This is a genomic window from Haloarcula sp. HT12 (assembly GCF_055271655.1).
In genome coordinates, this window is the sequence record NZ_JBUXKW010000005.1 from 496,267 (window position 1) to 515,786 (window position 19,520).

Below are 19,520 nucleotides of genomic sequence, written 5' to 3' on the forward strand. Positions count from 1 at the left end.
GTCCGATTCGCAATCCTTATTGCGGTTATGCGTCCAAGGACTGATGTACGCGAGCGCGGCGCCGGTGTAGCTCAGACTGGCAGAGCGAATCCTTCGTAAGGATTAGGCCGAGGGTTCAAATCCCTCCACCGGCTCTCTGCGAGGAACGAACGTGACGAGCGAAAGCTGACGAGGGATTTGGATCAGGGAGGAGCGTTGCTCCGACCGTGGTTCACTACTCCCTCTACCGGCTTCCTCCTTCGAGCGTCGTTTTGCCAAGTACGTTTCCTACCGAAGACGACCTATCAGCAGCCGTGGGCACCGTGTGGCTGGCCTGACCGAACCCCGCGAGCCGTATAAAAACGACCCTCATCAGTGAAGCGATACGGCAACGGGCTGCTGGACGGAACTTTTGGCTGTAAACGATGGTCACACAGTGCGAACTACCGGTGGGTACTGCAGCGAACCCGCAGCGGCACAACGGACGCACTCGCGGACAGTCGGATGGAGTGTGGTTCTGATGGATTTCAGAAACGCCTGGCACCGGGGTACCGACGAAGCGGTCCGTTGCATCGCCTGCGGTGAAACGGTCGCCCGGTCGGACGCCCGGGAGTACGACAAGTACGGCGACCGCTGGAACCGCGACGGCAAGTCCTTCGAGTATCTGTGCAAGCCCTGCTACAAGGAGTGCTGGCACGTCGACCGGACCGGGCTGGAAGACCGCCTCGAAGCGGCGGGGGCCGGGACGGTGGACAGAAGCGAGTTTCTCAGACGCTACCGCGACCAGGCGGAACAGACCCACGCCGACGGTCGCTGAGCCGCTGGATTGCTGGCCAGTCCGGCGATGCGACGCCGTACCGCAGGCGACTCAGGGCGTGATGACCGCCCGGCCGTCGATCTCCCGGTCTTCGAGTTTCTGTGCGACGGTGTTCACGTCGTCGAGGCCGTACTGGGTCGTGTGCAGGTCGACCGCACCCCGCTCGACGAGCGCGACCAGTTCCTGGAGTTCGGTGTACTGGCCGACGATGTTGCCCTGATAGGCGAACTCGCCGTTGACGAGCGCCTGCGAGGGCTCGTGGATGTGGCCACCGTAGCCGATGATGTGGTGGTCGCCGCCGGCGGCACAGATGTCGGGCGCGAGCGCCGTGGTCTCGTCGGCCCCGACGAAATCGAGCACCTGTGCGGCACCGACGCCGTCGCTGATAGCCTCCACTTTGCTGGCGACGTCCTCGCTCTCCGGGTCGATGGTGTAGTGTGCGCCGAGGTCGGTGGCGAGGTCGCGGGCGGACTGCTTGATGTCGACGGCGACGAGGTCGGCGGCACACATCGCGTCGAGACACTGGAGACCGATGTGGCCGAGCCCGCCGATACCGATGACGACCGCGGTGTCGCCCGGATTGAGGCCGTCGACGGCCTTCTTCGCCGCGTGGTAGGCCGTGATGCCGGCGTCGGCGTGGGGCGCGATCTCGGCCGGGTCGACACCTTCGGGCAGCGGGATGACAGACCGGTCGCTGGTCAGCAACTGGTCGGCGAAGCCGCCGTCGGTCGTCAGGCCGTTGAAGGCGTCGTTCTCGCAGTACATCGTCTCGCCCTGGCGGCACGGCCGGCAGGTCCCACAGGTCTGGACCGGGTGACAGATGACCTGATCCCCCTCGGAAACGATGTCCACGTCGTCGCCGGTCTCGACGACTGTTCCGGCGTTTTCGTGGCCCAGTGTCAACGGGAGGTCCTGCGGGACGTACTGCTCCCACATCCCTTCGATGATGTGGTTGTCCGTCTGACACCAGCCGGCCCCTTCGACCTCGACGATAACGTCGTCCCCGGATGCGACCTGTGGCGCATCCACCTCGTCTATCGAGAGGCCGTTCGACATGTCGTGCGTGTACTCGTGGAGTCTGGCTGCGCGCATCGTTCCATGTCAGCGCGAAACAGCAATAAACGTACAGTATAAAATATCGAATAGATCCCGGACGGTGCGCTTACCGTCGTCAGTAGAGAGCAACAGCGACCAGACTGGGGCCGGTAGTCCCTGCATCCAAAATCCGAGAGCTACTGCGTTCGGTGACGGTTCCAGTCGCTCAGTCTCGACTACGACTGGCCAGCAGTGCGGCCCCGAGCAGCGCCACGATAGCGACTGGAATCCCCATGCCCGGCCCGAAGGCCGACGACGGCGCGGGGCTGGTCGCGCGGATCGGTTCGTCGACCGGTTCGTCAGCCGCGTACTCCCAGACGGCGGTCTCGTTCTGGACGAGGTCGGCGTTCGAGGACGTGATGTCGGCGGGCATCGTCAGGCGGTACTCGACCGCGACGCCGTCGCCGAAGGCCACGTCGGTATCCTCGTTCGCAGTGACGAACGTTCGGTCCTCGTACGTGACATTGCTCCCGCTGACGTTGGTCGACACGTCACTTTCGGGGCCGGGGTTCCAGTCCGTGAACGTCATCGAGAGGGTGACGTTCTCACCCTCCAGCTCCTGTTCGTACGTGTGGTTCTCCATCCGGGTGGTGTTCACGTCGGCCAGGAGATACTCCTCGACCGAATCGTACCCTTCTTGCTGGGCCTGGCTCTGGAGGCCGTCGTACGCCGACGGGGACATCTCGAGCGTCAGGTCGTACTCCGAGACCGTGCCGTCGGCAGCGACCGTCGAGTCGACGGTGGCTGTCACACAGCCAGAGAGGACAACGAGGACAGCGAGGCCGATTGCGGGGATAATCCGATGCATACCTCACCGAATCGGATGCGGTGGAATAAGCCTTGTTACCGATGCCGGTCCGGCTCAATGTGTCAGGACCAGCAGCTGGTCGTCGGTCCGGACCAGACAGAAGGGCGAATCAGGCTTTCCGAACGTGTTCGTCCGTTTCTCGCTGATGAAGAGTGTCTCGAACTCGGTACCACAGGCCGGACAGTCGAACCCGTTCCGGTTCGACAGCGTCATCGTCCCGCGGTCGTCTTTCAGCAGTTTGAGCCCATGACGGTACTCGTGTACGTCGAAGCTCCCGCTGACATCTAGCTGGGCCATGCGTGTGAAACGAGTGGCGGCCGTCTAAAACTCGTCGGCGGCTTACACCAGATTCGCGCCCATGTAGAGCACGACGACGAGGAAGATCCAGACGACGTCGACGAAGTGCCAGTACATCGACGCCGTCGAGACGGAGGTGTGCCGTTCAGCCGAGTACTGCCCGTAGTACGCGCGGACGAAGACGATACCCAGGAGCACGGCGCCCATCGTGACGTGCAGGCCGTGGAGCCCCGTGAGCCCGTAGAAGGCGGAGCCGTAGATGCCGCCACCGACCGTGAAGCCCTCGTGGACGATGAACTCGTAGTACTCGTACACCTGTCCGCCGATGAAGACGATTCCCAGCAACAGCGTCGCACCGAGGAGCTTCAGGAACCGGCTCCGGTTGCCGTTCCGGAGCGCGAGGTGGCTGAAGTGAAGCGTCACCGAACTGGCGATCAGGATCAGCGTGTTGATGATCACCAGCGATCCGAACACCTCGGGCACTACCGCCCGCGTCCAGACCTCGCCGCCGCGAACGATGAAGTAGTAGACGAAGCCAGCGCCGAAGGTGGCGAGCTCGGTCCCGAGGAACAGCAACATCGCGAACTTCAGCGTCTTGTCCGAGTGGTAGTCCGTCCCCCGCTCCCAGAAGTCCGAGACGAAGGCGTGATACAGCCAGCCGTAGAGGCCGACGAGGAAGATGCCGACGCTCCCGGCCGTCGCGGCCGCCCCAATAGTCTGGCTGACAAGTGCGTTCTCGCCCATCGAGAGTACGAGCAGGGCCGCGCCGACGTAGATCCCTGAGCCACCTATCGCCGTCACGAAGGGCCACCAGCTGGCCTCGCCGAACCCGTGGGGCCAGTCCTCCGTCGCCGGGAGGTGGTGCTCCCCGTGCCCGTCGTCCGCGTGTTCATCGGAGACACTCATACTATGGCCCTTGCGAACGGAATACTAAAAGCCCATCCAATTCCCTGCGGCGTGTGCCGCCGCCACCCCGCTATCGAACGGGTGGCCCGCCGGCGTCCCGGAAGCTACACGGGGACGAAGACCCAACTGTCGACGATGACATCTGGGAGGCGTCGTACGGTCGCGCTGGTGGTGTGTGGGCTGGGCTGGCTGGCCGCGACGGGGACGGCGAGCGCACACGGCGGCAGTCTCGCCGGCGGCGGCCGCGAGTCGCTGACGATACCGACGTGGCTCTTCCTGAGTACTGGCGGCGCGGCCGTTGGAGCGTCGTTCCTGCTGGCTTCGTTCGTCACCGACCGGGCGTTCATCGAGCGCATCCACGACTGGGGACGCCCGCTGTCGGGCGAGTACGAGCGCGTTCTGGGGCTCGCCGGCCAGCTCATCGGACTTGCCGGCCTCGCCGCGGTGTTGATCGTCGGCTTCCTCGGCCCGACGAACGCGCAGACGAACCTCGGGATACTGCTCGTCTGGGTCGGCTGGTGGGCCGGGCTGGCGATGACGACGTACCTCCTGGGCAACGCCTGGGCGACGCTCAATCCGTTCAAGACGCTCGCCGGGCTCCTCCCGACGCTTGACCGGACCTACCCGGCCCGCATCGGGTCCTGGCCCGCCGTCGGCGGCCTGCTCGTACTGGTGTGGCTGGAGGTCGTCAGCCCGCTGGCCGACCAGCCGCGACTGCTCGCATCGGTCGTCGCGGGCTACGCCGTCCTGACTCTCGCGGGCGCATTCGTCTTTGGTCCCGACGACTGGTTCGCCCACGCCGACCCCGTCGAGCGGGTGTTTCGCTACTACGGCCGCTTTGCGCCCATCGGCCGCGACGAGAACGGGATCAGACTTCGGCTCCCCGGCATGGACCTCTCGACGCCGCGGCTGGTCGACGGCCCGGACGAGGTCGCCTTCGTGGTCGCCCTGCTGTGGGTCACGACTTACGACGGGCTGGTCACGACGCCCGCCTGGCGGGACCTGACGACGCCACTCGTCGCGGCCGGCGTCCCGCCGCACCTCCTGTATCCGGTCGCGCTGGGGGTCGGCTTTGCCGGCTTCCTCGGCGTGTACCGGCTCGCGGTCCGGCTCTCCCGCGACATGTCGGACACGTACCTGGCTCCGGCGGTGCTCGCACGGCGGTTCGCGCCGCCGCTCGTCGCCATCGCCGTCGGCTACCACTTCGCACACTACCTCGGATACTTCCTCGTGCTCGCGCCCTCACTTGCCGTCGCGCTCACGTCGCCGTTTGCGAACCCGGCGACGGTACCGACCGTCGACCTGCCGGAGTGGTTCGGCGCGATTGCGCTGGCGTCGGTCATCGTCGGTCACCTGGTCGCCATCTGGGTGGCCCACGCCGCCGCGTACGACCTGTTTCCCGCGCGACTGCAGGCGATCCGGTCGCAGTACCCCTTCATCGCGGTCATGGTGTTCTACACGATGACGAGCCTCTGGGTCGTCAGCCAGCCGGAGGTGGCACTCCCCCATCTATGACTGACACAGTAGCAACCACGGACGAGCAGTCAGTATCGACAACCGCCGCGGACGAGACGTACGACGTTCCGGCCGACACCACGGCCTTCACCTGTGCGTACTGCGGCCGGCCGTTCGCCCGCGAGTCCTGGCTCGCGCTCCACCGCGGGCTGGCTCACCCCAACGAACTCGACGACGCGGAGGTCGAGGCCTTCCGGACGGCCCACGAGGAGGAGGAGGAGTCGCTCGCGACGTTCCGACTCCAGGCACTCGGCGCGCTCGTGCTCATCTACTTCGGCCTGCTGATGATTTACGCCCTCGTGTAGCCTGCGGTTCGCGCTCACGCCACACCGCCAGAAGCGGGCGGGAAGCGAAGCGTTGATGGGTCGGAGGCGACCAAACAGTGGGTATGGACCTTCGCGTTATCGATAAATCCGACACGGAACTCTCTATTGAGATCGCCGGTGAGGACCACACGTTCATGAACGTCATCAAGGGAGCGCTGCTGGAGACCGACGGCGTCACCGCGGCGACCTACGACGTGAACCCGGAGCAGTCCGGGGGCCAGACGGACCCGGTTCTGACCATCAAGACCGAGGAGGGTGTTGACGCACTGGAGGCTCTCGAAGACGGGACCGACGCCGTCATCGAGAAGGCAGACAGTTTCACCGACGCGTTCGAAGCGGCTGCGTAACTAGCAGAGCACGTACGTGACGAACACGCGTTCGTCTGGGCCGACGTGGATGTCGAGACCGACCAGCCCGGCCTCCGCCCGCTGAATCCTGTTGCCCCGTTCGAAGTAGCTATCGACGAGGGCAGTCGCCAGCGCCGTCTCGTTCCCGAACTGATCGAGTGACCGCGGTGTCCGGTCGTAGGCCACCTCGTAGCTGACCACTGCCGGGCGGTCACACGGGATCGGGAACCGAGAGACGCCCTCCCGCGTCGGCGGTTCCGCGTTGTCGTATCGCGCATCGACGCGGCCCTTGTTGTAGTAGGCCGCGGCATCGTCTAAAGTCGCGTTCCGCGAGACCGTCCCGCCGCCGACGCCCGACCGCCGGACGTTGTACACGTCGAGGTAGGTGTCCTCGACTCCGGCGAGCGAGAGCGAGTTGACGGTGTCGCCGCTCCCGGCCGGGGACGCAGTCTCCGGTGGGCCGGCGGGAGTGTCGGCGGCAAAGCCCGGCAGCGTGATGCCACCCACGGCAGCGAGCACGATGAGTCCGAGCAACACCGCTACGGCGGCGTAGCCGATCACGTACTTCGTTTCCATCACATCCAGCCAGCCGGTTTGGATCTCATCGAGCGGGTCGTCCTCCGGCGGTCCGGTCCGTCGCTCGAAGTTACTCCCGCCACAGCGCTTGCACGGCGGGGAGTTCTTCTGGTGTTGGCGACCGCAGTCCAGACAGACCCATCGGGGCCCACCCTCGACAACCCCCTCGTTGACCTGCGTCACGGCCTCCTCGAAGGTTCCGTGCCCGCAGTTGTCACACGGCGGGTCGTCCTCCTCGTGAGGTTTCCCACACCATTCACACCGCCATTTCATTGTCGAATCTCCGTGTTGGCCGGATAAAACCTGCCCGGTGTTGAACCGCGGTGTTGCGGTTCTGTGGCGATGTTCCCCCACAGTCGCTCGGCCACTGGGTAACTCATCGGGGCTGTTCGACCCCATTGACAGTTGCTAGCAGTGACTGTAAGAGACATGTCGGCTGACATACAGAACCGATATCGAACGCCGGGACACGGGGAAAACCGAGGTATCCGAGGCGACAGAAGAACTGCGTCATACAGAGATAATGACAGGTGTGGGTATTTAATAATGCTATCCTAAATCGGAGACGGCGTTACGGCCGGCCCGGAATCCCCATTGCTGTCCAGATACCCCGTTTCCACCGTGTTTCGCCTCGGGTGTCCTCGCTCACTCCGTTCGCTGCGGGCACCACTCGTTGAAAACCGTGGGCGAAAAAACCGGCCCTCACTCCGTTCGGTCCGGGACTACAACCGAACGGGGATTCCCTTGCTGTCCAAATATTCTTTCGTCTCGGCGATGGAGTACTCGCCAAAGTGGAAGATGGAAGCGGCGAGGCCGGCGTCCGCGCCGGCGTCGACGAACACCTCCTCCATGTCCTCCGGGCCACCACAGCCCGACGAGGCGATGACCGGCGTCGAGACGGTGTCACAGACGGCTTTCATCAGCGGGATGTCGTAGCCGTCCTTGGTCCCGTCGGCGTCGATGGAGTTGACGAACAGTTCGCCAGCGCCGCGCTCCTCCGCCTCGGTGGCCCACTCGACGACATCCAGTCCGGTCCCCTCGCGGCCGCCCTTGACCGTACATTCGAACCAGCAGGATTCGCCGTCGACTTCGGTGTAGTACTCGCCCTCCTCGTCGAAGCGACGGCGGGCGTCGACCGAGATGACGATGCACTGGCTCCCGAACGCCGACGCGCCCTCGTCGATAAGGTCGGGTTCGGCGATAGCGCCGGAGTTGATCGACACCTTGTCCGCGCCGGCCCGCAGCGTCTCCTTGATGTCGTCGCGGGTGCGGATGCCGCCACCGACGGTCAGCGGGATGAACACCTCGTCGGCGACTGCCGAGACCGTATCGAGCATCGTCTCCCGGCCCTCGGCGGAGGCGGTGATGTCGAGAAAGACGAACTCGTCGGCCCCGGACTCGTTGTAGGCCTTTGCCATCTCCACCGGGTCGCCGGTGTACTCCAGGTCCTCGAAGTTGACTCCCGTGTACACCGCCGCGTCCCCGTTCTCGTCTACGTCGACGTCGATACAGGGGATGATCCGTTTCGTGAGCGTCATCAGATACACGTGAGTTCGCCACAGCGCCGTTTGACCGTTTCGACTGGTGCAAGCGTGCGGTCAATTGCCCGGCAGCAATCCGACAGCTACACGTAGCCCGCCCCAGAACCAACGCTCATGGCAGACGACCACCACGAGGAGGACCGTCCGGACTACGACCCCGAACACGTCGAACTCCCCGCGCGGGAACCGCCGCTTCGGTCGACGGCACCACAGAGCGCGTTCACGATGTCCCAGGTCGGCACGGGGCTCGGCGTGCTGCTGGTCGGACTGGTGCTTACGTTCGGAATCGCGCTGGCGCTGGCCTGACTCTCGACTCGCTTTTTTCGCCGAGTAATCGTACTTCAAGATAGTCCGTCGCCGCGTCTATGCCAGTTCGTCCTCGATGACCGACCGCAGGTCGGCGATGTCGGCGGCGTCGTACTGCAGCGTCTCGTCGTTGACGGTGATATCGAGCCGGTTCGAGCCATTCGTCTCGCCCAGTTCCGTCACCGGCGCGACGCCGTCGAAGGCCTCCCGGACAGCCGCCGGGTCAGTCGTCTCGAACACGACGCGACCGGGTCGCTCGTTGAACAGGAGGCGTTTCCGGGTGCCGCGCTCGACCGTCTCGATCTCGACCGACGCGCCGGCGTCCTCGTGGACCATCTCCGCGAGCGCCACCGCGAGGCCGCCGTGGCTCACGTCGTGGCTCGCCAGCACGTGGTCGGCGTCGGCGACCTCGGCAATCGTCTCGATGAGTCCCGTCGAGTCCGCCGGAAGTTCGGGGAAGCGGTCCGTGCCGCCGAACTGGGCGGTGTACTCGGAGCCGCCGAGTCGCGGGTCGGCCTCGCCCTCCAGCGCGCTGTCGCCGACGACGACGACCGTGCCCTCACCCGAGAGCGACAGCGGCGGCGCGTCGTAGCCCTCCTTGACGCCAACCAGCGCGAGCGTCGGCGTGGGCGGAATCGGTCCGTCCTGGGAGTCGTTGTACAGCGAGACGTTCCCGCCGACGACCGGCACGTCGAGGTCGCTGCACATATCCGCCAGCCCGTCGACGATGCCCTTGAAGCCGCCGTACACGTCGGGCTTCTCGGGGTTGCCACCGTTGAGGCAGTCCACGGCCGCGTGGGGCGTCGCGCCCTTCGCGGCGACGTTGGTCGCGTTCTCCAGCGCCACGGCACGGGCCCCCTCGTAGGGCGCGGCGTCGGTCCAGTTGGGGTCTGCCCCGGCGGAAAAGGCCAGCCCGGTGCCGGCTTCGCGGATGGCAAGCAGTGCGGCGTCGTCGCCGGGCAGGACGCTCGTCCGGACCTGCACCTCGTGGTCGTACTGGCGGTACACCCACCGTTTCGAAGCGCAGTTCGGGCTCCCGACGATCTGCTCGAAGGCTGCGTCCAGCGACACTGTCGGCAGGTCCCGCTCCTGTTCCGGCGGCTCGGTGCTGGGCAGGTCGTTCATCGGTGCGCCGTCGCCGAGGAACTCGGCCCCGACGTCAACCACGGTCTCGCCCTCGAACGTGCAGACGTAGTTCGTACCCGGTTCGGTGAGTTCGCCGATGACAGAACAGCCGAGGTCGTAGCGCTCGGCGAGTTCGGCCACGCGGTCCACGTTCTCCGGTGCGACCTCGTACACCATCCGCTCCTGGCTCTCGGCGAGCAGGTACTCCATGGCATTCATGCTCGGCTCGCGTTCGTGGACGCGGTCGAGTTCGATGCGCGCGCCGAGGCCGCCCTTCGCGACGAGTTCGGAGGAGGCTCCGCCCAGCCCCGCCGCTCCGAGGTCGCGGGCCGACTCGACGAGGTCCTCGTCAAGCAGCGCCTCGTTGCACTCGATGAGAAGCTTCTCCGAGTACGGGTCGCCGACCTGGACGGCCGGCCGGTCCTCCGTTTCGGCGTCCTCCGCGAGGTCCTCGCTGGCGAAGGACGCGCCGCCCAGGCCGTCCCGCCCCGTCGCGTTGCCGACGAGGACCAGCTTGTTGCCCGGCTCCTGTGCCTCGGCGGTGATGGTCCGCTCGGGCTCTAACAGGCCGATACAGGAGACGTTCACGAGCGGGTTCCCCTCGTAGTCGTCGTGGAAGGCGACGCTGCCAGCGACGGTCGGGACGCCGATGCAGTTCCCGTAGTGGGAGATGCCTTCGACGACGCCCTCGAAGAGATAGCGGGAGTGTTCCCGGTCGAAGTCGCCGAAGTACAGAGAGTCGGCCAGCGCGATGGGGTAGGCGCCCATCGACAGCGTGTCGCGGACGATGCCGCCCACGCCCGTCGCCGCCCCGTCGAACGGGTCGACGTACGACGGGTGGTTGTGGGACTCGACGCCCATCGTGATGTACATCTCCTCGCCGTCACCGTGGGTCGGCAGGGAGACGACGGCCGCGTCGTCGCCGGGGCCGATGACGACCTGATCGCCCTCGGAGTCGAACGCCGATAGCAGGGGGCGAGAGGAGCGGTACGCGCAGTGCTCGCTCCAGAGGTTCTCGAAGAGAGCGGCCTCCGCCCGTGTCGGCTCCCGACCGATCTCCTCGACCACGAGTTCGTGGTCCGCGTCGGACAGGCTCATTACCTCTCCGTGGCCGCCCGCCGGATAAGTCCCTTTCCATGCACCCGCGCCGGCAGTGTGGGACCGATAGCTGCTGGAGCGGGTGCCTGCTGCGGGACCCCTCACTCGACTTCAATGATAGAATCACAAATGAATACGAGCGGGTACTGGCCTCGGCTATGGCGTTTCAAGAGCTACGATATGGCCCCTCTGTGGCCAAACCGAGGAATGTGGATCAACAATGAGATGCGCATCACGTCGATCCCCTTTTCAAATCAGATAACTGGTCCTCGGAGTATATATGGCCGCTAGCCATACCCGAAGACAGTATGGGTGCTGCCGATAGTGACTGGCTGACGCTGGATGGGAGTTCCTTCTCCGGACGGTCCTTCTCCAGCGTGTGGGCGGTGGCGCTGGCGACGTACGGTGTCGGCGACGTAGTTACCACGATCGCTATCGTCTATTTCGTCCCGACGTTTACGGAGGCAAACCCGGCGATCCGGTGGGCGATCCAGTCCTTTGGCGGCGGCGGCTTCCTCGGGCTCAAACTCCTCGTCATTTACGCCTGTCTCGGTGTGAGTATCTGGGGCGGCATCCTCGAGGAGGACCCGCTGCTGTACTACGGCCCGCCGGCACTCCTGACAGTGATGGGACTCGGTGTGACTGCGTTCAATCTCAATCTGCTGTTTTCCTGAGGAGCCGTCGTCCCGCTTCCGGACTATCCATCCGTCGCGTTGCTGGTAGTACGCCCATCTGACTGACTGCCAGACGGGGTTTCAGTCGGGGTTTCGGTCAGCAGCGCACTCGGCGGCGGCGAGCCACTGCCGCCGCTCTCGGTCGGAGCGGCGACAGTTCCGTCCGGCGTCGATTCTGTCGGGCTCGGCGTCATCCCGGCATCGGGTGCCGAGCCGCTGGTATCCGTGAGGCCGAGGGTCCCGACGCCAGCCCCGATGACGGCAAGTACCACGAGAAGTACCAGTCCGAGAAGCCGCTTGTTGTACCTGCCGTCCGCGTCCCGGAAGACGCCGCTGCCCATCTCAGCCCCTCCTCCGGCCAGCCCCGTTGCCGCGCTGGAAGTAATCCATTCTCATCGTGTATGACACCTTGCTGCTTGCTGTTGTGGAGAGTAGCTCCACTAGCCCACCAGGCCACTGCTGCCCCATCCAGGAGGGTCAGTCTACGATATGTCGCTCAGCAAACGGTATAACTTTTTCCATGTCTTTAGCCGTCAAAACAAGCGATCTGTCCCCACAATAATGCAGCTGTGTGATCGCCAGACCGGCTACGTATTCCAGCGATTGGAGCTGTATTCACGGAGAGCGCTACGCTGATGACCGTCTACGGTCAGAACGGCACGCTCTCGTCGGACGGTTCGTCTTCCTCGTCCGTCCGGAGTTCGCCGGTTCGCTGGTACTGCGTTTCGAGTTTCTGGAGTTTGTCGTTGATCCTCGTGCTCTGGTGGTGTTCCGGGCTCACGCGGACACGGACGATGTCGTACTCGTGGCGGTCCGACAGCCCGTTCCAGGCACGGAACGCGCCGACAGTCAGGGTGTCGCTCTGCGGGCAGAACTCCGTCGTCGGGGTGAACTCGGCACGCAACACGCCACTGTCGTCCGTTTCACGGCCGTAGCGGAATCCGGCGTCCGGATGTCGATGGTCGAGGTTCAGCCGTGCGAGGTTGTACCCGAAGGTCATGTCGTACACGCCGCGCTCGTCGAACAGATCCATCGTGAGTCGGTGGAACGCGGCGTGGTCGGTGCCGGTCAGTACTGCCGTCTCAGACAGGAACGGGCCGGGGTCAGGGTTGTGTTCGGGAACGAACGTCCCGTAGCTATCGAACCCGACGTCTGAGCCGCCGCGGAGGCCGGAGAGAAGGCTCATACTGAAACGAACGGGCGGCACGCATCAGGTCCTATTCCCGAACGTGTTCGGGGGAACCCCCTCCCCGACGCCCGGCGAACTGCAAGTGATGCCAGCAACCACACTTGATCTGCGTGAGATGCCGCCGCCGGAACGCCATCCGAAGATACACGACTCCTTCGAAGCGCTGTCCTCCGGGGAGACGCTTCGGATCATCAACGACCACGAGCCCAAGCCGCTGTTCTACGAGCTGCAAGCCGAAGTCGACGCGTTCGACGCGGCGAACTACCGGTGCGAGCAGGAAGGACCACAGAAGTACGTCGCCGATCTCCCGAAACAATGAGCGAATCCACTGCCGCAGAAACGGAGCGGGTCTCACTCGATGACGGTGACGCGGCCGGCAGGACGAGACTGTTCGAGGGCGAACCGAAGACGATCCGGTTGACCCTCGATGCGGGCGAGTCGATTCCGGCCCACACGCATCCCGGCCGGGATATCGTGTTCCACCTCCGGTCGGGCGCCGTGGATCTGACCCTTGGCGACGAGACGCTGTCGCTCGCGCCCGGAGATATCGTTCGGTTCGACGGGGACCAGGACATCTCACCCGCCGCAACGGCGGACAGCGAGGCATTGCTCGTCCTCGCAGCGTCGTCGGAGTAGGTCACTCGAACAGGGAGATCGCCGTTTCGATCCGCTCTTCGTCCGCGCTCCTCGCTGCGTCCTGGAGACTCGCCCGGGGGACGGCGAGCAGTCGCTCGACGAGCCGTTCGCTCAGTTTTTCGACCGCTACCCGCTGAGAAGCCGTGAGCTCACCGTCCTGACGGAGCTGTGACAGCGTCTCTTCGAGTTGCTCCCGCTGAATCTTTGCGCCGCGGCTGTCGATACGAGCGATCGCTTCGTCGACGTCGACAGGCGACTCCGTGTCCCGACTCATCTGCGCCAGATGACAGTCACTGTGGCGTCGTCGGTTTCAATACTTTCGAAGTCGTAGCCCCTGTCTTCGAGTTTCGGGTAGAGGTGCTGTGGGGCGCGGTCGTTGACCTGGACGAGGACGGTGTCGTCGTCCAGATCCGCAAGCCGCTCCAGCGTCTGCTTGAGCGGCTTCGGCGGCCCGAGCGACTGCACATTGAGGCGTTCCGTCGGCGCGCCAGCGGGTGCATCCGTCTCGGCAACCAGGGCCGCGACTTGCTCTGTGGACTGATGATCCGGGGCCATGTGTATTGGTTCGGTTGTGAGCGGGCCGACCCTTTCCCCGAACATATTCGGCCACATTGCCAGCAGGGACAGGCTCGTACTAGACGGTAATGAGCGGGATACCTGCCGACGTGGACGCGAACGCCGCACCGCCGATGACGATTCCGCTGCGTCATTTCGTCGTCGCGCTGGCGTTTCTGATCGCCGGCGTCACCGTCGGCATCGTCGAGGGACGGGCCGGGCATCTCGCACAGGTCCACCTCCTGCTCGCGGGATGGGTCTGTCTCACCATCATGGGCGCGCTGACGCAGTTCGTCCCGGTCTGGTGCGGGGTCGAACTCCATTCGCGTCGCCTCGCTGCGGCGCAGCTACCACTCGCCTCGGCCGGGTTCGCGGGCCTGGCAGCCGGCTTCTTGACGGCGACTCCTGCCCTATTACCGGTCGCCGGAGCGCTCGCGCTGGTCGGCGTCTGGACCCTCTGTTACAACATCGGGCGGACGCTTCTCGCCGCAGAGCCCGACGTCACGGCTATCCATTTCGGCTGGGCGCTGGTGTTTTTCGCCCTCGTGACGGGGGCCGGGCTCGTGCTAGCGCTGGACCATGCCGCCGGCATTCTCCCGATTCTGGGCATCGGGCGACAGGGACTCTTGCTTGCCCACGGAACACTCGCCGTGTTCGGTGCGGTCCTGACGACTGTCGCGGGCGCACTGGCCCAACTCGCTCCGATGTTCACGCAGGCCGATACGGGCAGAATCGCTGCAGCGGCCCAGCGGGCAGAGACGGGCGTCTATCCGTTCGGTGTTCTTGCGCTCGCCGGCGGTCGGCTGGTCGGGTCGCCCATGCTGGCCCGACTCGGTGCGGTTCTGGTCGCCGTCAGTCTCGGTGTGGTGGCGGCGCTGCTGGCGCGACAGCTCGTCGGTGCGCGCGTCGAGTGGTCCCCGATGCTGACCCGCTACAGCGTCGCAGCGCTGTCGCTGTTCCTCTGGGCAGGGCTGACAGTGGTCGCCTGGTGGGACGACCCGCTGGCGTACGCCGGGCTGCTCGGTCAGCCATCGACAGTGCTACTCGTCGGCGGCGTCGGGTTCGTCGTTCTCGGGACGCTGTATCACGTCGTCCCGTTCATCGTCTGGGTCCACCGGTACAGCGACCGCCTCGGCTTCGAAGACGTGCCCATGGTCGATGACCTGTACGACCACCGCATCGCCGCCGTGGACGGCGTGGCGCTGACGCTCGCGTACGGTCTCCTCGTGAGCACGCAGTGGCTTGAGACGCCGGACGGCACGGCGCTGGTCGCCGGGGCGCTCGCGTTTTTCGGGACCGCCCTGTTCGCAGGCAACCTCGTCGCTGTGCTCGTCGAACACAGCCCGCAATCGCTGCCGACACTGCTGACCGGACGCGAGCCCACGCCCGCTGAGGACTCGTAACTCACCCCGCCGTCGCCGGCTGGTCCGTGTACAGCGAGTAAGTCAGCACGAAGAACCCGGTAGCCGTGAACAGCTCTTCGACGGTGACGCTCTGTGCGACCGGCATGCCGATGAGTTGATGGAGGCTACCCCCGAGTATTGCGCCCAGTGTGACGAACCCGATACCGAGACAGAGCGCTCGCATCGCCGGGGCCTCAGTACGGCGATACGCGCGGTAGGTCAGCGTCGTCAGTATCACACCGCAAAACAGCGTGACCGTCTTCATCCCGATTAACAACACGGCGTTCGCTCCAAGCATGCCTCTGTTTGATACGTCCTCGTAAATATACCGTCAGTCGCGTTTCCACCCGGTGAGAATACCAGTCCTTCGGCACGATACGGAACCGTCGTCGACCCACTCGATACCGAGCGCAAAAAAGCTGCAGACACTATCCCGAGGCCGCTCGAAGCCGTCCTAGCGAACGTACAGTGAGTACAGGATGATGCCCAGACCGATGGCCGTCAGTGAACTCGACGTGAAGACGCTCACGGGCAGCAGTTGCTGCCCGAGATACCGGCCGACAACGATGTCGATGACACCGCCGGTAAACGCACCGAGGGTCACTACCCCAAACCCGTATGTGAGCCACTTGTGCTGGGGGCTTTTCGTCCGGCTGTAGGCCTGATACGAGTAGTACGTTATCAGTCCGCCAAGAATGAGGATCAGTGTCTTCGAGACGACGATGCCGACCTGTGAACTTGGGATGTGTACCATGGTTATGTCTCCTTTCGTACCTCGGACCAGAGGTTTTCGAGCCGTTGGTCCGGCGTCCGAGCGCGGTGTGAGATGTCGACGGTGAGCGACAGTTCCTCGTCGAGACTGATGACGACTTCCTCGAAGTCGATAGCGTAGCGGCTCGCGTGTTGGCCGTCCGATCTGACCTCGACGCCCTCGTACAGCAATGAGGACTCCGTCAGTAGTTCGAGCTTTCGATAGGTTGTCGATAGCGGTACGCCGCTCCGGTCGGATATCTCACTTGCCGTCAACGGTTCCTCCAGTACGCTGACAATGGCACGACAGTCCTCGTCGTCGAGTGCGTCGAGGACCGCCTGTAACTCCGGCGTCTCCTCGTCAGCGAAGGGGTCCCGGACCATCCTTGCCCGACACTGCCCGCCCAAGACGTTTAATCTAACCGACTTAGGAGCGCTTACCGCCCGACAGGGCCGACGTTTCCGTCCCACAGCACGCAATATATGGGGGATTTATCAGTATCCGATGGCCCGTTCCCAAAAACTGAGAACGGTTCTGTCGGCCTGGGAACTCCCTTCAGGGGGTTTATACTGTGGGATATTATCCTCAAGTGCTTATGGAAGACCAGATCGGCGCACCCGGATCGGGCATCTCCCGTCGCGACTTCGTGAAAGCGTCCGGCCTCGGCGGCACGGTCGCCCTCGCGGGCTGTACCGCTCCGGGTGAGGTCCCAACCGAAGAGTCAGTCGACACCAGCACAACCCCGGCACAATCCGACAGCGACCTCCCGACCACGTCGCCGCCGGAGATCGTCAACGTCGACGAACAGGGTGGCGAAGTGACGCTGTCCTCTGTCCCGGCCAAACACGAGGCCCACCCCGGCGAGTCGATGGGTGGCCCCGTCGAGCTACCGCAGGTGTGGGCGTTCAAAGCTGACGACGGCGAGCCGAGCGTCCCCGGACCGATCCTCCGGACGACTGAGGGCGAAGATATGGAGGTCACGTTCGACAACACGGACGGTATGCGCCCGCACACGGTCCACTTCCACGCCGTCCAGAAGCAGTGGGAGGACGACGGCGTCCCGACCACGACGGGCATCCGCATCGACCCCGGCGAGAAACACACCTACACCATCCCCGCCAACGTCCCCGGCACGCACCTCTACCACTGCCACTACCAGACTCACCGCCACATCGACATGGGGATGTACGGCATCTTCCGTGTCGATCCGAAGGGCTACGAGCCGGCCGACAAGGAGTACTTCATGACGCTGAAGGAGTGGGACTCCCGGCTCAACCGCCAGATGGCGGGCATGGACGCCAGTTACGACGTCCGGAACCGCCGTCCGGACACGTTCACCATCAACGGCAAGGCCGCTCCCCGAACGCTCCACCCGGAGGACGGCTCGCCGATCATCGTTGAGCAGGGCGACACGGTCCGGCTTCACCTGTGTAACAACGGGTACATGGACCACCCGATGCACATCCACAACCACCGCTTCCAGGTGACCCACAAAGACGGCGGGAAGATACCGGAAGCCGCCCGCCACGACCAGGACATCACCAGTATCCCACCCGCCGGACGGCACACCATCGAGTTCGAGGCCGACGCAGATCCCGGGATCTATCTCGCCCACTGTCACAAGGTCAGCCACGCGATGAACGGGAACTCCTACCCCGGTGGGATGGTTACCGGCGTCGTCTACAAGGAGGCGATGGACACCGACATCTTCAAACAGCTGATGGAGTACGCGGGTTACGAAGCGTAATCCGGCGTTCGATTTGCAGTAACCACGACACAGACGCTGTTTCTCGGACGATTTCAAAGGGCAGACTCGATACGGGTAGTTCTCGCACGAACGTCGTAGTAAATACCATACCGCTATATCGAATTTAGCTATGGTTCCCAGTAGCTGAGAACGCGCTAGCCCCGTTTTTTTGAGGGAGTCTAACAGAGGGGTATGGAAGAGTTCGACCACGAGGTAGACGCCCCGCGCGGCGCAACGAGTCGCGAGTGGGAAGTGTTCGTCCGCGAGGACACGGCGGACCCGCTGACCCACGTCGGAAGCGTCAGCGCGCCGTCCGCCGACATTGCCAGGGAGCAGGCAGCGTCACTGTTCGCGCGGACTGCCGTCACACTGTGGTTGTGTCCCGCCGACGAGACGCACCGCTATCAGACGGATGCTGCGACGCTCGGAGCGGGGCAACCGGGCGAAGACGCCACCATGAGCGTCGACGAGATGGAGTCGGAGACGCTCCGGGGAGAGAACCGATGATATCGGTCTCGAAACTGCTCTGTGACCTCGACGCCGAGGGGGACGGCCTCCGGTACGACGCGGCCAACGAATCGACCAAACGCCAGATCCGGAACGAGAAGCAGCGCCGGCCGGTCGTCGTCTGGAACGTCACCAAGCAGTGTAATCTCTACTGTGACCACTGTTACGCCGCCGCCGACACCGAAATCGCCGACGGGGAACTCTCGACCACCGAGGGGAAAGCGCTGCTCGACGACCTGGCCGACTACGGTGCGCCAGTGGTGCTGTTCTCCGGCGGCGAGCCACTCGTCCGGCAGGACCTCGAAGAGCTGGTCGCCTACGCGAACGAGGTCGGCGTCCGGCCGGTGCTGTCGACCAACGGGACGCTCATCACCGAGGAGCGCGCCCGGTCGCTCAAGGACGCCGGGCTGAAATACGCCGGCGTCTCCGTCGACGGCCTGCCGGAGCGAAACGACGACTTCCGCGGGGTCGACGGCGCGTTCGAGGGCGCGGTCCAGGGGATCGAGAACTGCCTGGACGCGGGGCTGAAGACCGGCCTCCGGTACACAATCACCGAGCGCAACGCCGCGGACCTGGAGGGCGTCGTCGACCTGCTGACCGACGTGGGCGTGGACCGCTTCTGTTTCTACCACCTCGACTACGGCGGCCGCGGGACCGAGATCGTCGACGCCGACCTCACACCCGACGACCGCCGGCAGGCAGTAAAGCGGGTCTGTGACATGACCCGCGAGTACCACGACCGCGGCGAGGAGATCGAGACGCTGCTGGTCGGCAACTACGCCGACGCGGCCTACCTCGTCGAGTACGCCCGCGAACACATGGGCGACGCGCAGGCCCAGCGGGTGTACGAGTACCTGCGGGTCAACGGCGGCGACCCGACCGGCGAACGCGTCGCGGATGTGGACTACCAGGGTAACGTCCACCTCACGCAGTTCTGGCAGGGGTACTCGCTGGGGAACGTCCGCGACCGCTCGTTCGGCGCTATCTGGGAAGACGAGTCGAACCCGCTTCTGACGGCGCTGCGTAACCGCGAAGAGCACCTCACGGGGAAATGCGCCGACTGCCGCTACGCCGAGATCTGCCGCGGAGCCTCCCGGCTCCGGGCCCTCACCGTCGAAGACGACCTGTTCGCCCCGGACCCGCAGTGTTACCTGGAGGACGAGGAGATCCGCGGATCGCCGCCCGTTGACACCGGGGAGAACTCGGTAGCGAGCGGGAGTTCAGCCGACTGAGTCGCCAGCTCTCCGTCCCATTTTAAACCCCGCCAAGCTGAGGGCGACGACTCATTCATGCGTATCGGTAACTGTCACATGCGACCGTCG

General features: G+C 64.7%; 26 protein-coding genes and 1 tRNA gene. 13 read left to right on the top strand and 14 right to left on the bottom strand.

Going from position 1 to position 19,520, the window contains the following annotated elements:
* The first annotated feature begins 60 nt into the window (after window positions 1–60).
* Window positions 61–134 (top strand) — tRNA-Thr (locus ACY9XZ_RS18945).
* A gap of 365 nt (window positions 135–499) precedes the next feature.
* The gene (locus tag ACY9XZ_RS18950; protein ID WP_463458553.1) at window positions 500–796 is read left to right on the top strand and encodes a DUF7562 family protein; all 297 of its coding nucleotides are present in this window, start codon (window positions 500–502) and stop codon (window positions 794–796) included.
* A gap of 51 nt (window positions 797–847) precedes the next feature.
* Here ACY9XZ_RS18950 and ACY9XZ_RS18955 read toward each other — a convergent pair whose 3' ends face one another.
* The 4 genes from ACY9XZ_RS18955 to ACY9XZ_RS18970 all read right to left on the bottom strand — a co-directional run bounded on the left by ACY9XZ_RS18955 (window position 848) and on the right by ACY9XZ_RS18970 (window position 3,902).
* Window positions 848–1,888: an NAD(P)-dependent alcohol dehydrogenase gene (locus ACY9XZ_RS18955; protein WP_463458554.1), complete on the bottom strand. Its 1,041-nt coding sequence runs from the start codon at window positions 1,886–1,888 to the stop codon at window positions 848–850.
* 169 nt (window positions 1,889–2,057) lie between these two features.
* Window positions 2,058–2,699, bottom strand: coding sequence for a PGF-CTERM sorting domain-containing protein (locus ACY9XZ_RS18960; RefSeq protein ID WP_463458555.1), 642 nt, complete (start codon window positions 2,697–2,699; stop codon window positions 2,058–2,060).
* A 54-nt stretch (window positions 2,700–2,753) separates the two neighbouring features.
* Window positions 2,754–2,996, bottom strand: a complete 243-nt coding sequence (locus ACY9XZ_RS18965) for a DUF7385 family protein (RefSeq protein ID WP_463458556.1) — start codon at window positions 2,994–2,996, stop codon at window positions 2,754–2,756.
* Window positions 2,997–3,038: 42 nt separating this feature from the next.
* On the bottom strand, window positions 3,039–3,902 hold the full coding sequence (locus ACY9XZ_RS18970) for a cytochrome c oxidase subunit 3 (RefSeq protein WP_463458557.1): 864 nt from the start codon (window positions 3,900–3,902) through the stop codon (window positions 3,039–3,041).
* Window positions 3,903–4,070: 168 nt separating this feature from the next.
* Here ACY9XZ_RS18970 and ACY9XZ_RS18975 point away from each other — a divergent pair, with 168 nt between their 5' ends.
* The 3 genes from ACY9XZ_RS18975 (at window position 4,071) to ACY9XZ_RS18985 (ending at window position 6,090) form a co-directional block, all read left to right on the top strand.
* A complete protein-coding gene (locus tag ACY9XZ_RS18975) occupies window positions 4,071–5,417 on the top strand; it encodes a hypothetical protein (protein ID WP_463458654.1) in 1,347 nt (448 codons plus the stop codon).
* Window positions 5,414–5,722 (top strand): DUF7410 domain-containing protein, encoded by a 309-nt coding sequence (locus ACY9XZ_RS18980; RefSeq protein ID WP_463458558.1) that lies wholly within the window; start codon window positions 5,414–5,416, stop codon window positions 5,720–5,722. Before ACY9XZ_RS18975 ends, ACY9XZ_RS18980 begins: the two co-directional genes overlap by 4 nt.
* A gap of 83 nt (window positions 5,723–5,805) precedes the next feature.
* The gene (locus tag ACY9XZ_RS18985; protein WP_137684216.1) at window positions 5,806–6,090 is read left to right on the top strand and encodes a DNA-directed RNA polymerase subunit L; all 285 of its coding nucleotides are present in this window, start codon (window positions 5,806–5,808) and stop codon (window positions 6,088–6,090) included.
* Here ACY9XZ_RS18985 and ACY9XZ_RS18990 read toward each other — a convergent pair whose 3' ends face one another.
* Both ACY9XZ_RS18990 and hisF read right to left on the bottom strand, forming a co-directional pair.
* Window positions 6,091–6,939, bottom strand: a complete 849-nt coding sequence (locus tag ACY9XZ_RS18990) for a hypothetical protein (RefSeq protein ID WP_463458559.1) — start codon at window positions 6,937–6,939, stop codon at window positions 6,091–6,093.
* 449 nt (window positions 6,940–7,388) lie between these two features.
* Window positions 7,389–8,204 (bottom strand): imidazole glycerol phosphate synthase subunit HisF, encoded by an 816-nt coding sequence (hisF, locus tag ACY9XZ_RS18995; RefSeq protein ID WP_463458560.1) that lies wholly within the window; start codon window positions 8,202–8,204, stop codon window positions 7,389–7,391.
* A 117-nt stretch (window positions 8,205–8,321) separates the two neighbouring features.
* Here hisF and ACY9XZ_RS19000 point away from each other — a divergent pair, with 117 nt between their 5' ends.
* Window positions 8,322–8,513, top strand: coding sequence for a DUF7550 family protein (locus ACY9XZ_RS19000; RefSeq protein ID WP_336329257.1), 192 nt, complete (start codon window positions 8,322–8,324; stop codon window positions 8,511–8,513).
* Window positions 8,514–8,570: 57 nt separating this feature from the next.
* Here ACY9XZ_RS19000 and purL read toward each other — a convergent pair whose 3' ends face one another.
* On the bottom strand, window positions 8,571–10,736 hold the full coding sequence (purL, locus tag ACY9XZ_RS19005) for a phosphoribosylformylglycinamidine synthase subunit PurL (protein ID WP_463458561.1): 2,166 nt from the start codon (window positions 10,734–10,736) through the stop codon (window positions 8,571–8,573).
* 308 nt (window positions 10,737–11,044) lie between these two features.
* Between purL and ACY9XZ_RS19010 the strand changes: the two genes are divergently transcribed.
* On the top strand, window positions 11,045–11,410 hold the full coding sequence (locus ACY9XZ_RS19010; protein ID WP_463458562.1) for a hypothetical protein: 366 nt from the start codon (window positions 11,045–11,047) through the stop codon (window positions 11,408–11,410).
* 23 nt (window positions 11,411–11,433) lie between these two features.
* Here ACY9XZ_RS19010 and ACY9XZ_RS19015 read toward each other — a convergent pair whose 3' ends face one another.
* A complete protein-coding gene (locus ACY9XZ_RS19015; protein ID WP_463458563.1) occupies window positions 11,434–11,751 on the bottom strand; it encodes a hypothetical protein in 318 nt (105 codons plus the stop codon).
* Between the two features lie 308 nt (window positions 11,752–12,059).
* Window positions 12,060–12,596, bottom strand: a complete 537-nt coding sequence (locus ACY9XZ_RS19020) for a hypothetical protein (RefSeq protein WP_463458564.1) — start codon at window positions 12,594–12,596, stop codon at window positions 12,060–12,062.
* Between the two features lie 88 nt (window positions 12,597–12,684).
* Here ACY9XZ_RS19020 and ACY9XZ_RS19025 point away from each other — a divergent pair, with 88 nt between their 5' ends.
* The gene (locus ACY9XZ_RS19025; protein WP_463458565.1) at window positions 12,685–12,918 is read left to right on the top strand and encodes a DUF2249 domain-containing protein; all 234 of its coding nucleotides are present in this window, start codon (window positions 12,685–12,687) and stop codon (window positions 12,916–12,918) included.
* Window positions 12,915–13,235, top strand: coding sequence for a cupin domain-containing protein (locus ACY9XZ_RS19030; RefSeq protein ID WP_463458566.1), 321 nt, complete (start codon window positions 12,915–12,917; stop codon window positions 13,233–13,235). Before ACY9XZ_RS19025 ends, ACY9XZ_RS19030 begins: the two co-directional genes overlap by 4 nt.
* Before the next feature lies 1 nt (window position 13,236).
* On the opposite strand, the gene ACY9XZ_RS19035 is transcribed toward ACY9XZ_RS19030, so the two are convergent.
* Together ACY9XZ_RS19035 and ACY9XZ_RS19040 are read right to left on the bottom strand one after the other, a co-directional pair.
* Entirely contained in the window at window positions 13,237–13,509 is a 273-nt protein-coding gene (locus ACY9XZ_RS19035) for a glutamyl-tRNA reductase (protein WP_463458567.1), read from the bottom strand.
* Window positions 13,506–13,790 carry a DUF2249 domain-containing protein gene (locus tag ACY9XZ_RS19040; RefSeq protein WP_463458568.1) on the bottom strand — a complete coding sequence of 95 codons (285 nt, stop codon included), beginning with the start codon at window positions 13,788–13,790 and terminating at the stop codon, window positions 13,506–13,508. The genes ACY9XZ_RS19035 and ACY9XZ_RS19040 overlap by 4 nt, the downstream gene beginning before the upstream one ends.
* Before the next feature lie 89 nt (window positions 13,791–13,879).
* On the opposite strand from ACY9XZ_RS19040, the gene ACY9XZ_RS19045 reads away from it, so the two are divergent.
* Window positions 13,880–15,193 (top strand): hypothetical protein, encoded by a 1,314-nt coding sequence (locus ACY9XZ_RS19045; protein ID WP_463458569.1) that lies wholly within the window; start codon window positions 13,880–13,882, stop codon window positions 15,191–15,193.
* A 1-nt stretch (window position 15,194) separates the two neighbouring features.
* Here ACY9XZ_RS19045 and ACY9XZ_RS19050 read toward each other — a convergent pair whose 3' ends face one another.
* The 3 genes from ACY9XZ_RS19050 to ACY9XZ_RS19060 form a co-directional block, all read right to left on the bottom strand.
* Window positions 15,195–15,491: a DUF7521 family protein gene (locus ACY9XZ_RS19050; RefSeq protein WP_463458570.1), complete on the bottom strand. Its 297-nt coding sequence runs from the start codon at window positions 15,489–15,491 to the stop codon at window positions 15,195–15,197.
* A gap of 156 nt (window positions 15,492–15,647) precedes the next feature.
* Window positions 15,648–15,947, bottom strand: a complete 300-nt coding sequence (locus tag ACY9XZ_RS19055; protein WP_463458571.1) for a DUF7521 family protein — start codon at window positions 15,945–15,947, stop codon at window positions 15,648–15,650.
* Between the two features lie 2 nt (window positions 15,948–15,949).
* On the bottom strand, window positions 15,950–16,327 hold the full coding sequence (locus ACY9XZ_RS19060) for a helix-turn-helix domain-containing protein (RefSeq protein WP_004516178.1): 378 nt from the start codon (window positions 16,325–16,327) through the stop codon (window positions 15,950–15,952).
* 212 nt (window positions 16,328–16,539) lie between these two features.
* Here ACY9XZ_RS19060 and ACY9XZ_RS19065 point away from each other — a divergent pair, with 212 nt between their 5' ends.
* The 3 genes from ACY9XZ_RS19065 to ACY9XZ_RS19075 all read left to right on the top strand — a co-directional run bounded on the left by ACY9XZ_RS19065 (window position 16,540) and on the right by ACY9XZ_RS19075 (window position 19,430).
* The gene (locus ACY9XZ_RS19065; protein WP_463458572.1) at window positions 16,540–17,691 is read left to right on the top strand and encodes a multicopper oxidase domain-containing protein; all 1,152 of its coding nucleotides are present in this window, start codon (window positions 16,540–16,542) and stop codon (window positions 17,689–17,691) included.
* 192 nt (window positions 17,692–17,883) lie between these two features.
* Window positions 17,884–18,198: an Htur_1727 family rSAM-partnered candidate RiPP gene (locus tag ACY9XZ_RS19070; protein WP_463458573.1), complete on the top strand. Its 315-nt coding sequence runs from the start codon at window positions 17,884–17,886 to the stop codon at window positions 18,196–18,198.
* Window positions 18,195–19,430, top strand: coding sequence for a TIGR04347 family pseudo-SAM/SPASM protein (locus tag ACY9XZ_RS19075; RefSeq protein ID WP_463458574.1), 1,236 nt, complete (start codon window positions 18,195–18,197; stop codon window positions 19,428–19,430). Before ACY9XZ_RS19070 ends, ACY9XZ_RS19075 begins: the two co-directional genes overlap by 4 nt.
* Window positions 19,431–19,520 lie beyond the last annotated feature (90 nt).

Coding starts and splice junctions, on each gene's coding strand:
- ACY9XZ_RS18950 (WP_463458553.1), top strand. CDS start 500: ATGGATTTCAGAAACGCCTGGCACCGGGGTACCGACGAAGCGGTCCGT.
- ACY9XZ_RS18955 (WP_463458554.1), bottom strand. CDS start 1,888: ATGCGCGCAGCCAGACTCCACGAGTACACGCACGACATGTCGAACGGC.
- ACY9XZ_RS18960 (WP_463458555.1), bottom strand. CDS start 2,699: ATGCATCGGATTATCCCCGCAATCGGCCTCGCTGTCCTCGTTGTCCTC.
- ACY9XZ_RS18965 (WP_463458556.1), bottom strand. CDS start 2,996: ATGGCCCAGCTAGATGTCAGCGGGAGCTTCGACGTACACGAGTACCGT.
- ACY9XZ_RS18970 (WP_463458557.1), bottom strand. CDS start 3,902: ATGAGTGTCTCCGATGAACACGCGGACGACGGGCACGGGGAGCACCAC.
- ACY9XZ_RS18980 (WP_463458558.1), top strand. CDS start 5,414: ATGACTGACACAGTAGCAACCACGGACGAGCAGTCAGTATCGACAACC.
- ACY9XZ_RS18985 (WP_137684216.1), top strand. CDS start 5,806: ATGGACCTTCGCGTTATCGATAAATCCGACACGGAACTCTCTATTGAG.
- ACY9XZ_RS18990 (WP_463458559.1), bottom strand. CDS start 6,939: ATGAAATGGCGGTGTGAATGGTGTGGGAAACCTCACGAGGAGGACGAC.
- hisF (WP_463458560.1), bottom strand. CDS start 8,204: ATGACGCTCACGAAACGGATCATCCCCTGTATCGACGTCGACGTAGAC.
- ACY9XZ_RS19000 (WP_336329257.1), top strand. CDS start 8,322: ATGGCAGACGACCACCACGAGGAGGACCGTCCGGACTACGACCCCGAA.
- purL (WP_463458561.1), bottom strand. CDS start 10,736: ATGAGCCTGTCCGACGCGGACCACGAACTCGTGGTCGAGGAGATCGGT.
- ACY9XZ_RS19010 (WP_463458562.1), top strand. CDS start 11,045: ATGGGTGCTGCCGATAGTGACTGGCTGACGCTGGATGGGAGTTCCTTC.
- ACY9XZ_RS19015 (WP_463458563.1), bottom strand. CDS start 11,751: ATGGGCAGCGGCGTCTTCCGGGACGCGGACGGCAGGTACAACAAGCGG.
- ACY9XZ_RS19020 (WP_463458564.1), bottom strand. CDS start 12,596: ATGAGCCTTCTCTCCGGCCTCCGCGGCGGCTCAGACGTCGGGTTCGAT.
- ACY9XZ_RS19025 (WP_463458565.1), top strand. CDS start 12,685: ATGCCAGCAACCACACTTGATCTGCGTGAGATGCCGCCGCCGGAACGC.
- ACY9XZ_RS19030 (WP_463458566.1), top strand. CDS start 12,915: ATGAGCGAATCCACTGCCGCAGAAACGGAGCGGGTCTCACTCGATGAC.
- ACY9XZ_RS19035 (WP_463458567.1), bottom strand. CDS start 13,509: ATGAGTCGGGACACGGAGTCGCCTGTCGACGTCGACGAAGCGATCGCT.
- ACY9XZ_RS19040 (WP_463458568.1), bottom strand. CDS start 13,790: ATGGCCCCGGATCATCAGTCCACAGAGCAAGTCGCGGCCCTGGTTGCC.
- ACY9XZ_RS19045 (WP_463458569.1), top strand. CDS start 13,880: ATGAGCGGGATACCTGCCGACGTGGACGCGAACGCCGCACCGCCGATG.
- ACY9XZ_RS19050 (WP_463458570.1), bottom strand. CDS start 15,491: ATGCTTGGAGCGAACGCCGTGTTGTTAATCGGGATGAAGACGGTCACG.
- ACY9XZ_RS19055 (WP_463458571.1), bottom strand. CDS start 15,947: ATGGTACACATCCCAAGTTCACAGGTCGGCATCGTCGTCTCGAAGACA.
- ACY9XZ_RS19060 (WP_004516178.1), bottom strand. CDS start 16,327: ATGGTCCGGGACCCCTTCGCTGACGAGGAGACGCCGGAGTTACAGGCG.
- ACY9XZ_RS19065 (WP_463458572.1), top strand. CDS start 16,540: ATGGAAGACCAGATCGGCGCACCCGGATCGGGCATCTCCCGTCGCGAC.
- ACY9XZ_RS19070 (WP_463458573.1), top strand. CDS start 17,884: ATGGAAGAGTTCGACCACGAGGTAGACGCCCCGCGCGGCGCAACGAGT.
- ACY9XZ_RS19075 (WP_463458574.1), top strand. CDS start 18,195: ATGATATCGGTCTCGAAACTGCTCTGTGACCTCGACGCCGAGGGGGAC.